Source organism: Methylocystis parvus OBBP (genome assembly GCF_027571405.1).
GTDB classification, from domain to species: domain Bacteria; phylum Pseudomonadota; class Alphaproteobacteria; order Rhizobiales; family Beijerinckiaceae; genus Methylocystis; species Methylocystis parva.
Genome location: NZ_CP092968.1, coordinates 2,157,249 through 2,172,016 on the forward strand (window position 1 = coordinate 2,157,249; position 14,768 = coordinate 2,172,016).

The 14,768-nt window shown below is 59.6% G+C and carries 9 protein-coding genes; all 9 read left to right on the forward strand.

Annotation, left to right across the window (positions count from 1 at the left end; genetic code table 11):
- Positions 1-65: 65 nt before the first annotated feature.
- The 9 genes from MMG94_RS10575 to MMG94_RS10615 all read left to right on the forward strand — a co-directional run bounded on the left by MMG94_RS10575 (position 66) and on the right by MMG94_RS10615 (position 14,762).
- Complete coding sequence (locus MMG94_RS10575) at positions 66-365, forward strand: HdeA/HdeB family chaperone (RefSeq protein ID WP_016921617.1); 300 nt, start codon at positions 66-68, stop codon at positions 363-365.
- A 16-nt stretch (positions 366-381) separates the two neighbouring features.
- Complete coding sequence (locus tag MMG94_RS10580) at positions 382-675, forward strand: HdeA/HdeB family chaperone (RefSeq protein WP_016921616.1); 294 nt, start codon at positions 382-384, stop codon at positions 673-675.
- 106 nt (positions 676-781) lie between these two features.
- The gene (locus MMG94_RS10585) at positions 782-1,807 is read left to right on the forward strand and encodes an AraC family transcriptional regulator (protein ID WP_026016500.1); all 1,026 of its coding nucleotides are present in this window, start codon (positions 782-784) and stop codon (positions 1,805-1,807) included.
- 205 nt (positions 1,808-2,012) lie between these two features.
- On the forward strand, positions 2,013-2,825 hold the full coding sequence (locus MMG94_RS10590) for an outer membrane protein (protein WP_016921614.1): 813 nt from the start codon (positions 2,013-2,015) through the stop codon (positions 2,823-2,825).
- A gap of 223 nt (positions 2,826-3,048) precedes the next feature.
- Positions 3,049-5,547: an arylsulfatase gene (locus MMG94_RS10595; protein WP_016921613.1), complete on the forward strand. Its 2,499-nt coding sequence runs from the start codon at positions 3,049-3,051 to the stop codon at positions 5,545-5,547.
- Between the two features lie 244 nt (positions 5,548-5,791).
- A complete protein-coding gene (locus tag MMG94_RS10600) occupies positions 5,792-7,009 on the forward strand; it encodes a patatin-like phospholipase family protein (RefSeq protein WP_016921611.1) in 1,218 nt (405 codons plus the stop codon).
- Between the two features lie 157 nt (positions 7,010-7,166).
- A complete protein-coding gene (locus MMG94_RS10605; protein WP_154419845.1) occupies positions 7,167-8,474 on the forward strand; it encodes a UDP-glucose dehydrogenase family protein in 1,308 nt (435 codons plus the stop codon).
- Between the two features lie 44 nt (positions 8,475-8,518).
- Positions 8,519-9,820, forward strand: coding sequence for a BNR-4 repeat-containing protein (locus MMG94_RS10610; protein ID WP_081495755.1), 1,302 nt, complete (start codon positions 8,519-8,521; stop codon positions 9,818-9,820).
- 73 nt (positions 9,821-9,893) lie between these two features.
- Positions 9,894-14,762 (forward strand): glycosyltransferase, encoded by a 4,869-nt coding sequence (locus tag MMG94_RS10615; RefSeq protein WP_081495754.1) that lies wholly within the window; start codon positions 9,894-9,896, stop codon positions 14,760-14,762.
- Positions 14,763-14,768 lie beyond the last annotated feature (6 nt).

Sequence of the window (14,768 nt, forward strand, 5' to 3'; positions counted from 1 at the left end):
CCGTCGGCGCGGCGAAGGACACTCCTCGCGCGCTGGAACAAAAGGTTTTTGCTGGAGGAGAGCTGATGAAGAAGCTGATATTTGCGGTGGCTTTGGCGGGAGCCCTCGCGCCGTCGCTGGCTCAGGCGCAGACGTTGAAGATCGACATGAGCAAGATCACCTGCGGCGAGGCGCTCGCCATGCCGGCCGATCTGCAAAGCGATTTCGCCGCTTTCATGAGCGGTTTTTTCGCGCAGAAGAGCGGCCGCACTTTCATCGATGTCGAACTCTTCCAGAAGAACGTCGCCAGCGTGCTGGACTGGTGCGCGTCGAACAAGAACGAGGCGGTCTTCGCCGGCCTCGAGCGCGCTTATATGAAGAAGTAAGAGATCGGGGAAAGACATGAACCGTAAGCTGATTTTCGCCGGCCTCTTCGCCGCCCTCTCCCTCGCCGTCCCGGCGAACGCCCAGACCACTTTGGAAATGGCGGACATCACCTGCAAGGACTTTTCGGGCTACGACGCCGACCGGCAGGATTTCGTCGCCAACTGGATGCGCGGCTATTTCATGGCCGCGAAGAACCTGACCGTCATCGATTCACGCTATGTGAAGCGCAACAGTCAGAAGATCGCCCGCTATTGCAAGAAGCTTCCCAACGCGAAGCTGATGGACGCGGTGGAGAAGAACGCCCGCTGAACGATGGAGCCCGGCCAAAAGCCGGGCTTTCCCAACCTGGCGGCTGCCGCCGGACTCTGTTGCGAAGGACCGCGGGCGACTTTTCCTTCTTGACCGAGAGAAAATTATGGACGCGCGCGCGACTCCGGGGCGGCTTACTGTCCAAGGCACCGTAAAGGTACGGAATATTTCGGCGATTCCGGCGCTATTGGCTGAAGCGGGCGTAGACGTCGCGGAGCCGCTCGCCAATGCCGGCCTGGAGAAGGGCCTCTTCGCCAATTCGGAGCAGCTTCTCAGCTATCGGGCCGCCGGCCGGCTCATCCAGCAATGCATCCTCGCCACGGGCTATGAAGATTTCGGCTTGCGGGTCGGCATGCGCCAATCCGCCGCCATTCTGGGCCTCGCCGGCTATGTCGGGACCAATGCGCCCTCGGTCCGGCAGGCGCTCGAGACGATGATCGGCTCCTTGAAGCTCTCCGACACGGGCGGCAGCGCGAGCCTCGTTCTGGAGCGCGGCTATGCGGCGCTTCGCTGGATCGTCGTCGAGCCGGACATCCCGGCGGTGAACCAGATCGACGACATCGCCATCGCCGTCATTTTCAATATTCTGAGCGAACTCTGCGGATCGCAATGGCGCGCCGCGGAAGTTCGCCTCACGCGCGAGCGGCCCAAAAACACGGCGCTGTTCGTCCAGTTTTTCAATGCGCCGGTCCGCTTCGAAACCGACGTCGCCTGTGTCATCTTCGAGGAGGCGTGGCTCGACCACGAGGTGCAGGGACGCGACCCCCAGCTTCACGACATCCTGTCGCCGCTTCTTGCGCAGGCGCTCGAGGAAAATGGCGCGAGCTTCAAGGAAAAGGTCTGCGACATATTGCGGACGCAGCTGCTGAACGGCCCGCTGACGCCGGACCGCACGGCGGCGACGCTCGGAATCAGCGTCCGTACGCTCTCCCGGCGCCTCGCCGATGAAGACGCGACCTTTTCCGAACTGGCGCAGGCCATTCGCTTCGAAATCGCGCAGCGCATGCTGCGAGCGGGGAAAAGCCTGTCGGACATCGCCGGAGCGCTGGGCTATTCCGATCCCACCGCCTTCATCCGCGCTTTCAAGCAATTCGCCGGCATGACCCCGGCGCGCTGGCGTCGCAGCCTTTGATCCGCCGGCGCGCATGGCCCGAAGAGCGTCTGTTGCAAAAAGGATACGCCGTCGAACTTTCGCGCCGCAAGCGCGGCGATTGGCGCGAATCGTCAGATTCGTGGCGACACCTATCGGTTGGTCTCAATTAATGAGTGCTACCTAGAGGCGTTAAGCGCTTTCGGACCCCAAACGATCCCTCCGAAAACATGCGTAAGGAAGTAAGATGAAGAAACTCGCTTTGATCGCCGCGGCCTCGTTCGCCGCCGGCTCCGCTTTCGCGGCCGACTTGCCGTCCCGCAAGGAGGCTCCGGTCTATGTCCCGCCGCCCCCGTTGATCACCTGGACCGGCTTCTACGCCGGCGTGAACATTGGCGGCGGCTGGAGCGCCAATAGCGTCAACCCGAACAGCCTCGCGCCCTACGCCAACAACGTCACCGGCGCGATCGCCTTCCTCCCCGGCAACTCCTCGGGCGGCAACACCGCCGGCGGCGTCGTGGGCGGCGGCCAGATCGGCTACAATTATCAGATGGGCGCCTTCCTGGTCGGTCTGGAGACGGACTTCCAGGGCTCCAGCATGAACTCGGGCGGCTCGAACAATTACGCGGTCTATCCGGGCGGCGGCGCCTTCCTCGGCCCGGTCGGCAGCACCTGGGTTCCGCTGACCTCGGGCGGCAATAACGGCGTCTCCCTGAGCTGGATCGGCACCGTGCGCGGCCGCGCCGGCTACCTGATCACGCCGACCCTGCTCGCCTACGCCACGGGCGGCTTCGCCTATGGCGGCCTCTCGGCCAACGCCAACGGCTACAGCAACACCCGCACCGGCTGGACCGTCGGCGGCGGCGCCGAATGGCTGTTCATGCCGAATTGGTCGGCCAAGGTCGAATATCTCTATACCGACCTCTCGGGCAGCGGCTCGACCGGCGCCTGGGGCTGGAACTGGGGCTACAACCGTCATCCCAATTTCCACATCGTCCGCGCCGGCGTGAATTATCACTTCAACTGGGGCGCGGCCGCTCCGGTCGTCGCGAAATACTGATCTCTGCGCGGCGCAAACGCGCCGGATTCGCAAAGCGTCAATCGAGCCCGGCGTTCGCGCCGGGCTTTTTGTTTCACATATAACAGCGCGGCCAATCATGCGTCGCGCAATGTCAGTTTCAGGTCCGCGGACGTCAGTTTTACTTCTCTACGCAAGTATTGATTGACGCCTGGCAGTTACAGCCGCAAATTTCCTGCAACTACTACAAGACAGGAAGGCGGAAATGCGATTTTTGCGCTCGATCCTCTATTTCTCAGCAATGTTGGCAGGGGCGTCGCCGGCTCTCGCGCAGCAAATCCGAGGCGTGCCGGGCGCACCCGACGCCACCGTCACGATCAAAGGCGACCAGCTTCCCTCCCCGCCGTTCAAATTCGGCGGCAAGATCGAAAAGAACGCGGCGCAGTCGACGCCTTTCTGGCCGCCGCGCATCGAGCCGCCGAAAGGCGCCCCAAACGTATTGCTGATCATGACCGACGATTCGGGCTTCGGCGTGCCGAGCGCTTTTGGCGGGGTGATCCCGACGCCCTCGCTCGACCGCATCGCGAATAACGGCCTGCGCTACACCAATTTCAATTCGACGGCGCTTTGCTCGCCGACCCGCGCGGCGCTGATCACCGGCCGCAATCATCACTCTGTCGGGTTCGGAGTCGTCTCAGAACAGGCGACGGGCTATCCCGGCTATAACAGCGTCATTCCCGACAACAAGGCGACCATCGGCCGTATTTTGAAAGACAATGGCTACCGAACCTCGTGGTTCGGCAAGGATCACAATACGCCCGCCTTCGAGGCGAGCCAGGACGGTCCTTTCGATCAATGGCCGATCGGCATGGGCTTTGAATATTTCTATGGCTTCCTCGGCGGGGACGCCAATCAATGGCAACCGAACCTCTTCCGCAATACGACGCAGATCTACCCCTTCCTGGGCAAGCCGGGTTGGAATCTGACGACGGCCATGGCCGACGACGCCATCGCCTATCTCAACCGCATCAACGCGCTCGCGCCGGAGCAGCCTTTCTTCCTCTATTACGTGCCTGGCGGCACGCATGCGCCGCATCATCCGACGCCGGAATGGGTGAAGAAGATCGGCGACCTGCATCTCTTCGATAAGGGATGGAATGCGCTGCGCGACCAGATCTACGAGAATCAGAAGAAGCTCGGCGTCATCCCGCAAAATGCGAAATTGACGCCCTGGCCGCATGATCTTCTGAAGAACTGGGACGAGCTCTCCGCGGACGAGAAGAAGCTCTACATCAAGCAGGCCGAAATTTTCGCCGCCTATGCGGCCTATACCGACCATGAGATCGGCCGCGTGATCCAGGCGGTCGAGGATATGGGCAAGCTCGACAACACGCTGATCATCTACATCAACGGCGACAATGGAACGAGTTCGGAGGGCCAGATTCACGGCACGCCGAACGAGGTCGCCATGTTCAACGGCGTGCAGGCGCCGGTCGAAGACCAGCTCAAATTTTTCTACGACAAATGGGGCACCGACCAGACCTACCCGCATATGGCTGTCGGCTGGGCATGGGCCTTTGACACGCCCTTTTCCTGGACCAAGCAGATCGCCTCGCATTTCGGCGGCGTCCGCCAGGGCATGGCGATCTCCTGGCCCAAGGTCGTCACGGACAAGGGCGGCGTCCGCAATCAATTCCACCATATGATCGACATCGCGCCGACCATTCTGGAGGCGGCGCATATCGCCGAGCCGAAGGTGGTCGACGGCGTCAAGCAGAGTCCGATCGAGGGCGTCAGCCTGACATACACATTCGACAAGGCGAACGCCGACGCGCCGTCCCGGCACAAGACGCAATATTTCGAAATGTTAGGCGATCACGCCATCTATCGCGAGGGCTGGATCGCCAGCACGAAGGTCATGCGCCCGCCCTGGGACGTGATGGGGAAGGTCAGCGAGGACCCTTCAGCCTATCCCTGGGAGCTCTACGACGTAAGGAACGACTGGACGCAGTCGGAAAACGTCGCGGACAAGTATCCTGCGAAAGTGAAGGAGCTCGAGAAAGTTTTCTGGGCGGAGGCGAAGAAATACCAGGTGCTTCCGCTCGACGCCACAGTCGCTACGCGTCTTGTGACCCCACGGCCGTCGATAACGGCGGGACGCAGCGTTTTCGCCTGGACGGCGCCATTGACCGGCACGCCGAACGGCGACGCGCCCTCCATCCTCGACGCCTCTTATAATTTCAAGGCGGAGATAGACGTTCCGGACGCGGGCGGCGACGGCATGCTCGTCACTCAAGGCGGCCGCTTCGCCGGCTACGGCTTCTATCTGCTCAAAGGCAAGCCGGTCTTCACCTGGAATCTCGTCGATCTGAAACGCATCCGGTGGGAAGGGCGGGATCCGGTTCCGCCCGGCAGACACGCGCTGGAGTTCGACTTCAAATATGACGGCCTCGGCGTCGGCACGCTCGCATTCAACAGTCTCTCCGGAATCGGCCAAGGCGGAACGGGCGTCCTGAAGGTCGACGGCAAGGTCGTCGCCGAGCAGAAAATGGAGCGGACGCTGCCCCTGATCCTTCAATGGGACGAGGCGCTCGATATCGGCTCCGACACGTTGACCGGCGTGAACGACGCAGATTATCAGCCGCCTTTCGCCTTCAACGGCAAGATCGAGAAGATCACCCTGACGATCGACAGACCGAAGCTCACCGCCGAGGACGAAAAGCGCCTTACCGAAGCGGCGCGCGACAACAAGACCAGCGAGTAGCGGGGCCTCGATCGACCTTGGGACGGCGACGGCGCTTTAGCCGTCGCCGTCGTCATTTGCGTGGCGTAGAAGCCACAGGACGAAAAAATTTCTCATTCGGCGTGACAGCGGTTCGCCGCGCGCTTGTGGCTCGTCCCCGAGCATGCGAGCGATAATGACAGCGCCTGCCCTGGAGCAGGAGCGTATCGTCACGGTGGCGCGAGAAATCGGCGCGCCGTGGCCCGCGTAAACGAGAGAGATTTCGATGCGTGCGTCCGTATCCAATTTCGTGAAGCGATTTTGCACGCTCGGATGCGTCGTCGCCCTTATCTCGCTTTCGGCCTGTTCGACGTTCAATCCCCGCGAGGCCGTCCCCGTTTCGGAGCGCAAGCATACAAGCATTCTCGGCCTGCCGAATGGCCGCTTTTTTGTCGATCAACCTGCGATGATGTCCGCCGAACAGGAGCTTTCGCTCGAGCGCGAGGCGAGGGCCCTTGGCGTGCCGAAAGGCGGCGTCCTGCCCACAGCCTATGTCCTGTCGCTCTCCGGCGGCGGCGACAACGGCGCCTTCGGCGCGGGACTGCTCTCCGGCTGGACGAAGCATGGCGGCCGTCCGAGATTCAAGCTCGTCACGGGCGTGAGCACCGGCGCGCTGATCGCGCCTTTTGCGTTTCTGGGACCGGAATATGACGCCGCCCTCACCGACGTCTACACCAATATCAACCCGTCCAAGGTCTATGAAAAGCGCTTCACGCCTTACGCGGCGCTGGCGCAGAATGCGCTCTCCGACAGCGCGCCGCTCTACGACACCATCGCGCATTATCTCGACGAGTCGATGCTCCTGCGCATCGCCGAGGAATATCGAAAGGGCCGGCTGCTGCTGATCCAGACCACGGACCTCGACGCCGGCCGGCCAGTGATCTGGAACATCGGCGCCCTCGCCGCAAGCGGCGATCCGCGCGCGCCCGATCTCATTCGACACATCCTGCTTGCTTCCGCCTCGATCCCCGCGGCCTTCCCGCCCGTCTTCTTCGATGTGGACGCCGGCGGCAAGGCCTATCGAGAAATGCATGTCGACGGCGGCGCGGTCAGCCAGGCCTTTCTCGTGCCCCCGAGCGTCAATACGCATGCGGCTTTGGAGCGCTCGGGCTACAGGCGCAAGGCGTCGGTGGCTTATGTCATCCGCAACTCCCGCCTGACGACGTCCTGGAGCGACGTCGAGGACGTCACGCTGCCCATCGCCGAGAAGGCCGTCTCGACGATGATCAACTATAATGGCGTGAGCGACCTCTATCGCATGTATCTCGTCACGCAACGCGCCGGCGCCTCTTTCAACATGGCTTATGTCGGCGAAGACTTCCAGGCGCCGCATCCCGAAGAGTTCGACCAGACGTTCATGCGCGCGCTTTACCATTACGCCTTCGAGAAAGCGTCGAAGGGTTATCCCTGGGAGCACGCGCCGCCAGGGTTTGGCGGGAAGTGACGCCCCGCTCGCCACAGTTGAGGCGCGCGCTGGCCGCCTGCGTTCGTAATTCAGTTTTTTGCCTCTTGCGTTAGCAGTCTCGATCCGGCTAAGGTCATGAAATTCAAGAATGAATTCTTGAATTTCATGTGCTGAATCTCCCTAAAAGCGGGCTGCAATGAACATCACGATGATCGGCTCTGGCTATGTTGGCCTTGTATCTGGCGCGTGCTTTGCGGATTTTGGTCACGAGGTGATCTGCGTCGACGCCGACGCGTCCAAGATCGAGCGCCTGAAGCGCGGCGAGATTCCGATCTACGAGCCGGGCCTCGACGAGCTCGTCGCCAATAATGTCCGCCAGAACCGGCTGTCCTTCACCACCGATCTCGGACCCGCCGTGAAAGGCGCCGACGCCGTCTTCATCGGCGTCGGCACGCCCTCGCGGCGCGGCGACGGCCATGCCGATCTGTCCTATGTCTACGCCGCCGCGAAAACCATCGCCGAGGCCCTCGGCGAGACGTTCACCGTCATCGTCAACAAATCCACCGTGCCCGTCGGCACCGGCGACGAGGTCGAGCGCATCATTCGCGAGACGAACCCCAAGGCCGATTTCGCCGTCGTCTCAAATCCCGAATTCCTGCGCGAGGGCGCGGCGATCGAGGATTTCAAGCGTCCCGACCGCGTCGTCATCGGCGTCGAGGATCCGCGCGCCCGCGACGTGATGGAGGAGATCTACCGTCCGCTGTCGCTCAACGCCCCGCCGCTGGTCTTTGTCGGCCGCCGCACCTCCGAGCTCACCAAATACGCCGCCAACGCCTTCCTCGCGACCAAGATCACCTTCATCAACGAGATCGCCGATCTGTGCGAGAAAGTCGGCGCCGACGTGCAGGAGGTCGCGCGCGGCATCGGCCTCGACAAGCGCATCGGCGCCAAGTTCCTGCACGCCGGCCCGGGCTATGGCGGCTCCTGCTTCCCCAAGGATACGCTCGCGCTGATCAAGACCGGCCAGGACGAGGGCGCGAGCCTGCGCATCGTCGAGACGGTCGTGGCGGTGAACGACGCCCGCAAGCGGGCGATGGCGCGCAAGATCATCGTGGCGCTGGGCGGCTCGGTGCGCGGCAAGAAGATCGCGCTGCTCGGCCTCGCCTTCAAGCCGAACACCGACGACATGCGCGACGCCCCCTCGCTCGCCATCGTGGCGTCGCTCGCCGGCGACGGGGCGCAGGTGCACGCCCATGACCCGGAGAGCATGGAGCAGGCCCGGCCGCTCATGCCGGAAGCGACCTTCCACGACGACGCCTATTCGGCGATCGAGGGCGCCGACGCGCTCGCCATCGTGACGGAATGGGACGCCTTCCGCGCGCTCGATCTCGACCGCGTGAAGAACCTCCTCAAACAGCCCATCATCGTCGATCTGCGCAACGTCTACCGCCCCGCCGACCTGCGCAAGCGCGGCTTCACATATGTCAGCGTGGGGCGGGCTTGAAAGGACGTCGGCGTCATTGCTTCTAACGCGGCTAGAATAAATCCATGTCCGGCTCGGTCCAAATAACGCCTCTACGTCCGGTTGAATCATGGCGATTGGGAGAGGCTTGGGCGGGCAATACCGCGAATGCGGTGCCCTACCGCGGCGCATCTATAATCCCCGAGGGCGAGGGGAAATATATTACGGCCTTCTACGACGCCGAAGGACGCATCGCTGTTCATCGAGTTCATTCGGGCCGCGCCGCTTCGCAGTCGGCAATTATCGAATCCCCTCGGTTGCCTTTCGATGCGCATCAAGCAATTTCACTCGGCAGAGATTCGCTGGGGAAACTGCAACTGGCGTTTGGCGCTCATTCAGGCAGCGTCTTGTTCTGCGCCGCGCGCCAGCCGGACTTCATGGACGGATTTTGCCCCATAGAGACATTCGGACGCGAGGCGCGTTACACTTATCCGTTTTTTCTCGACGGGAGCCGAATGATTGTTCGCAGCGGAACAGCCGCTTCCGCCGATTTGTTTCTCGCCCATGCCGGGGCCAATACGACAGAGTGGCAGGTTGAAGAACAGCCGATTATAGCCGGGCGATGCACGGCGGGCTGGAGCGCCGGACCCTATTTGAACACGCCGGTTCGGGGTCCGGACGGGCGCTGGCATCTCTTCATTGTCTGGAGACTGCCCCCCGACGCCGCGGGAGGAAATCCTGTCGTTAACGTCGGGATTGATTATGCGTCTATCAATCCTGATTTCAGTGGACTCGAGACGGGTGACGGACGCGCGCTGGCGCTTCCATTGAGTCCCGTCACCGTCGATCGCTGCGTGGCGGTGGGGCCATGGCGAACTCTAATGAATCAATGTTCAGCTGCAATCCGACCTAACGGCGCGCCGATTGCGACGAGTTACTGGGCCGACGCTGACGGAGTTCCTCAGTATCGTCTCATTCACCGTGACGGCGAAGGGCAATGGACCTCGACGCGAGCCAGCGATTTCAAAACGAGCTTCACGTTGGATGGCGTTGGAACGCTCCCGCTCCCTCACAGCCGGCCGGAGATTCTCGTCACCCCCAACGACGTGGCGGCGCTCGTTTACCGAAGCGCGGAATTTGGAAACGGGCTCGTGTTAAGTGTATATTATCCCCCATATTTTCGCTGCGCCGACGCCACTAACTATTTACTCGTCGACGAAGATTTGGGATATTACGAGCCGGTGATCGCGCGGGACGCGGCGCGAACAGGCGACCTCATAATCTATGTGCAGCGCTGCAATCAGTTAGCCAATCGCGACCAAAGATTCGCTCAAGTGAGCGCGCCTGCTTGGCTTGGGCGGTGGCGCTTGCCCGAACGACGAACCTAACCGTGACGCGCGATGCCTTCGCTCCCTTCGACGGAAGGTGGCTTTGAAAGAAAATCGCGTTCTAGAGGGGTGAATGGTGGGAACCGAACAAATTGACGAACGCAACGGCGAAAGCTCGCAAGCAGTTCCCGCCACGTCTCTCTGTTCATCCCATGAGACCGCTCCGCAAAACGACGCTGACGGCCCTCTTTCTGCTGGATTTTCATCACCCACCGGTTGCCTGGAGCAACTGGAGCCCATGAGCGCAGCCGGCTGGGTTGCCTTTCCCGGAAAGGACCCGAGTTCTATCGACGTCGTTGTCAGGCTCGATGCGCTAACGCTCGCGACAGGAAGTCCGTTCATCCAGCGCGACGACGTCGAGATGCACCTTCTATCTGTGGGGCCCCATGGATTTCATCTCGCGTGGTCATTTGCTGACTTGAAACATATTGAAGAGCTGTTGGCGGTCGATCCAGATCGGGTAAGCGACCTCGTCGTCGAAGCGCGCTGTGAGGGCTTTGTTTGGAATCTCGCTGTGCTCCCGTCTCGATCGCGGACGCGCCGTGAATGGCGCGACTATTTTAGCGTTCGCTTCGTAGACTCGGCGACTATCGACACCCCCGGCACCCCGTTTTTCGGCGCCCTGGAATCTGTCGGCCGCACTGTCACGTCGGGATGGGTCGTGCCCAAATCAAATGACTCGGGCGCGTGCGTAGTTTCGATGTGGATCGACGACGCAAGGATAATCGAGCAGACTTGCGAACTCGCCAACCGCCCGGACGTCGCAGCCGCCGTAGATAGACCTTGGATTTATGCGTTTTCTCTCCGGCCGAGCGTAGCTGATATCGGCAAGGCCCTCTCACGGTTGTTGGCTCTGAGAAAAGGGGACGCTTCGGGGATAGCCAACTTTTCGTGCCGCGTGGGCTGGTCTTCCGGCTTAGGGATTTCGGGAAACGCGGGCCTGTGCGAATTCCGTATTCCATCCGGCTTCGTCGTTACGCGCACTTTGCTCGAATGGATTGAATTTTTTGGCCTCGAGTTGAGCTCTGACCTTCTCGCCAACAGGCTTCCGGTATACCGGAAAATCGCGCATCAAATCGCGCGAGACGGAGATGATCAAAAATACTCCGAAATTGATGAATTTTATCGGTCGAGCATGACTTTCCTAAGCCGATCCGAGTCGCCCACGTTCAGAACGTCGCGGGTGACCCTGGTGGAGCGTCACTTCGATGTCGATTTTTATCTTTCAAAATATGGCGCTGATCCCAAAGTCGCCGAAGATCCTGTTGAACATTACCTTTCAATTGGCGCAGCCGCCGATCATGATCCCCATCCCCTATTTTCAAACTCCGCCTTTCGTCGAAGCCTTGCTCTGCGACATAATGCGAAACCGGAGGACAACGATCCGTTTGCGCACTTTCTCAAACATCACGCCTTTATCGAGGCCGACCCGCACCCCATGTTTTCGACTGCATGGTACAAGCATAAATATTCGTTGCCTGACCATTGGAATCCTTGGGTCGACTATGTTGAAGGGGGCTGGAATTTCGGCCGAGAGCCAAATTGGCTGTTCCTCCAGGAACTCGTCGAAGAGGCCACGGAGCGAACGAGCGAAACGGTCTCCCCCCTGGAAACCTATCTGAACGACGACGCCTGCGCGGAGATCACGCCGCACCCAATGTTCCCCTCGAGCTGGAAGCGTTCCGACTACATTCGGTATTTCTCCGGCAACCCAAATGCGAAAGAGTTCGCGACGGTGCTGTTCGACCGTTCGAATTATCTTTCCCAAGTCGAAAGCCCGAAACTAATCTGCGGAAGCGCCTTTGCCGATTACTTCGCCGAGGGGGAGCTTAACGAGCGTAGTCCAAATGTTCTCTTCAATCCAATTTGGTATCGGCGCGCTTACGGAATCGATTCCGATTTCTTAGGGCCATTCGCGCACTACCTTTATATTGGAGAGCGCCTGAATTATCAGCCATCCCGCTTTTTTGACACGCGGAATTACAAGGAGAAAAACAACGACGTTGTTCTAGCGCGCTCCGGACTGGCCTACCACTTTCTTCTAAGATGCCACGCCGAACCGTCTCGGCGCGCATGTGCTCGGTTTGACAGCGGGTGGTTCGCCGCCAACGCGCCCGGCGGGGTGGCCGACATGCGTTCATTCTTGAACGGCAAATTATTGGCTCCTGTTGAACCGCATCCCGCGCTAATCGTCTCGAAACGCGTCCGACATTCGGACCTGGTAGGCCTACTTGAGTGCGAAGAGGATGATCAACGCCCGCTCCCCGCTGGCGTCGCATCAGTGTTTCATTTCGAGAACCTCGAGAGACCGACTCGCGGACTCGTCATGTCTGAGATTGACCGATACGAGGCCGAACTCGCGAATGACGATCCGGATCAGGCGCAGGCGCTTAGATTAAACGAGCCGATCACCCGAATGTATGAAATGTTCGATGACGTGGGGGCCGAGAGGGTTCGTTTGGAGGTTGCGGAAATCTGCGAGCCGCGGCCCCTTGTCTCGGTCATCATGCCTGCGCGCAACCGAGTCGGCGTCATTTCCCGAGCGATAAATTCCGTACTGGCGCAAACGTACAAAAATCTCGAACTGATTGTCGTAGATGATGGATCTTCAGACGGAACCGCTGTTGTCGCGGCAGGATCAGGCGACGACCGCGTTCAAGTTATTTCCATAAAGCCAAGCGGCGTCTCCGCGGCTCGAAACGTAGGCCTTCAGGCGGCAAAGGGCCAATACATCGCATATTTGGACAGCGACAACACTTGGGAAAAAACATATTTGACGACTTTGATCGGCACAATGGTCTCCAAAAACCTGCCGGTTGCACATGCGGCGCTCAGGATTTTCGCCGCGAACGGGATCGTTCGACATCGGGGGGCTCCTTACGACGGCGAATCGATGGATCGTGAGAACTACATTGATATGAACGTTTTCGTTCATCATCGCAGAATTATCGACGAGGGCGTCCGTTTTGATGAAACGCTTCTTCGGTGCGTGGACTGGGATTTCATTCGTCGCTCCTGCCTTGAGGTTGGGCCATCGTCCTACGTCCCCGTGATCGGTTGCAATTACCTCGATGACGACAGGCTTGGGCGAATAACCACCGATGAACTACAAGGCGATTTCTTCCGTCTCTGTTTGCGGCAGGTAAACCTCGCTCCACATGTGACGGGAATCGCCAGAAAACGAAAGCCAACATTCTCGCTCATATGGCCAGTACACAGGTCTGAAGAATCAGTTTTCCTGCGCACGATCTGGACTGCCGTTCGTCACATGAGGTGCGGTCGTCACGAGCTTATCATCGTGGCGAACGGATTGTCCGACAACGCAACCCGCCAACTCGCCGCAATGTCCCGGCGGATTAACGGAATGCGCGTGATTCACCTCTGGCGCAGTTTTCACTTTTTTCCGGCGACGATGCTGGCGCGCCGGCTGACTTTGAGCGATCGATTTCTACTATGGAACGGTCATATTCAATATGATTCCGCGGCAATCGAATCTCTTATGAATTCAAACGATCCCGCGCCGCTGGAATTTCCATTGGTATTGGATCAAGCAGGCGCAATATTGCCAGGTTATTTCACAGTTAGCCGCGACGGCGCTGATATTCTCGATGTCGGGTCGGAACAGAAGCTGCCAAAACTTCGCGAAAAAATTTTCTCGATTGGCTCCAGAGATTTTCCCGTTTCCGTTTCACGGGAGCATTTCGACCGTCTGGGGGGATTTGACACTGATTACGCAATCAGGCTGGGCTTGCTCGATCTCGTCACCCGGTCGCTTACTGAGAACGCCCGATCGGTTGTTTTGAGAACGGATTGCATCCTTCGCGGAACTCCCCAAGAAATCGATCTTCTAAATGATCGCTCCTATCTTAGGGAACGGGAGAAACATCAACGCGCATCCATTCTGCCCGTCGGCATCGCGCCGTCGCTGGACTCCGTACTGTTCAAACTCGTTAAGCCGATGCGGCAGGTAAAGATCGAGGGAGGGATTGTTCTTTCCAAGCCATCAAAACTTCGCGTCGTCTCGACGCCGAAGCGCACTGGTGGATTGCGCATCGATATCCGCTGCCCTGCTCCGGACGATCACACAACGAAGCATTGGGGTGATTGGCACTTCGCAAACTCGCTAGCGACTGCATTCCAGGCAAACGGCCAAACGGCGACAGTGCGCCTCCGTCCCGCTTGGAGTGGACCAGTCACTGGCATTGACGTCGCTCTTCATATTCGCGGCATCGTGGATATTGCGCCCGTTCCAAACGCTCTGAATGTGATCTGGATCATTAGTCATCCTGACAAAATTCGTAGCGAAGAGCTTGAGGCCGTCGATCTTGTGATCTCGAGTTCGCAGATTTTGTCGGATCATCTTTACAAACGCTTTGGCGTATCCAGCGTTGTGCTTCCTCAAGCGACTGATTCACAGCGTTTCAATTTCAAAGATGAACTGCCGCGGATGACGCTGCAGGATCGGCTGTTATTTATTGGGAATTCTCGCAAATATCCGCGGCGCATCGTGCTCGACGCAGTACAGAGCGGCGCGCCGCTCGATATTTATGGCGGCGACTGGGAATACTACGTTCCTCGTAGATTCATCCGAGGCTCGTATGTGCCTAATCAAGAAGTTGCAGGTTATTACCGATCCGCAGCGGCCGTCCTGAACGATCACTGGCCGACGATGGCGCGCGCGGGCATCATCTCAAACAGAATATTCGACGCTATCGCTGCGGGCGGAGTCGTCATCAGCGACGAAGTAGAGGGGATCGGCAAGCTCTTCGACGGACACGTCAGAACCTGTGCGGACGCTCGAACGCTAAACGAACTGATCTCTGGACTGCCCGATTGGGCGCCCTCGTTGGAGGCACGCAAGAAGATGAGCGCACAGATACTCGCGGAGCATTCATTCGACGCCCGCGCACGTCAAATTGCTGCTCTGATCCATGATCTCTAGGAGTCG

Bases quoted from the DNA above. Each gene is read 5' to 3' on its own strand.
- MMG94_RS10585 (WP_026016500.1), top strand. From the start codon at position 782: ATGGACGCGCGCGCGACTCCGGGGCGGCTTACTGTCCAAGGCACCGTA.
- MMG94_RS10580 (WP_016921616.1), top strand. From the start codon at position 382: ATGAACCGTAAGCTGATTTTCGCCGGCCTCTTCGCCGCCCTCTCCCTC.
- MMG94_RS10575 (WP_016921617.1), top strand. From the start codon at position 66: ATGAAGAAGCTGATATTTGCGGTGGCTTTGGCGGGAGCCCTCGCGCCG.
- MMG94_RS10610 (WP_081495755.1), top strand. From the start codon at position 8,519: ATGTCCGGCTCGGTCCAAATAACGCCTCTACGTCCGGTTGAATCATGG.
- MMG94_RS10600 (WP_016921611.1), top strand. From the start codon at position 5,792: ATGCGTGCGTCCGTATCCAATTTCGTGAAGCGATTTTGCACGCTCGGA.
- MMG94_RS10605 (WP_154419845.1), top strand. From the start codon at position 7,167: ATGAACATCACGATGATCGGCTCTGGCTATGTTGGCCTTGTATCTGGC.
- MMG94_RS10615 (WP_081495754.1), top strand. From the start codon at position 9,894: ATGGTGGGAACCGAACAAATTGACGAACGCAACGGCGAAAGCTCGCAA.
- MMG94_RS10590 (WP_016921614.1), top strand. From the start codon at position 2,013: ATGAAGAAACTCGCTTTGATCGCCGCGGCCTCGTTCGCCGCCGGCTCC.
- MMG94_RS10595 (WP_016921613.1), top strand. From the start codon at position 3,049: ATGCGATTTTTGCGCTCGATCCTCTATTTCTCAGCAATGTTGGCAGGG.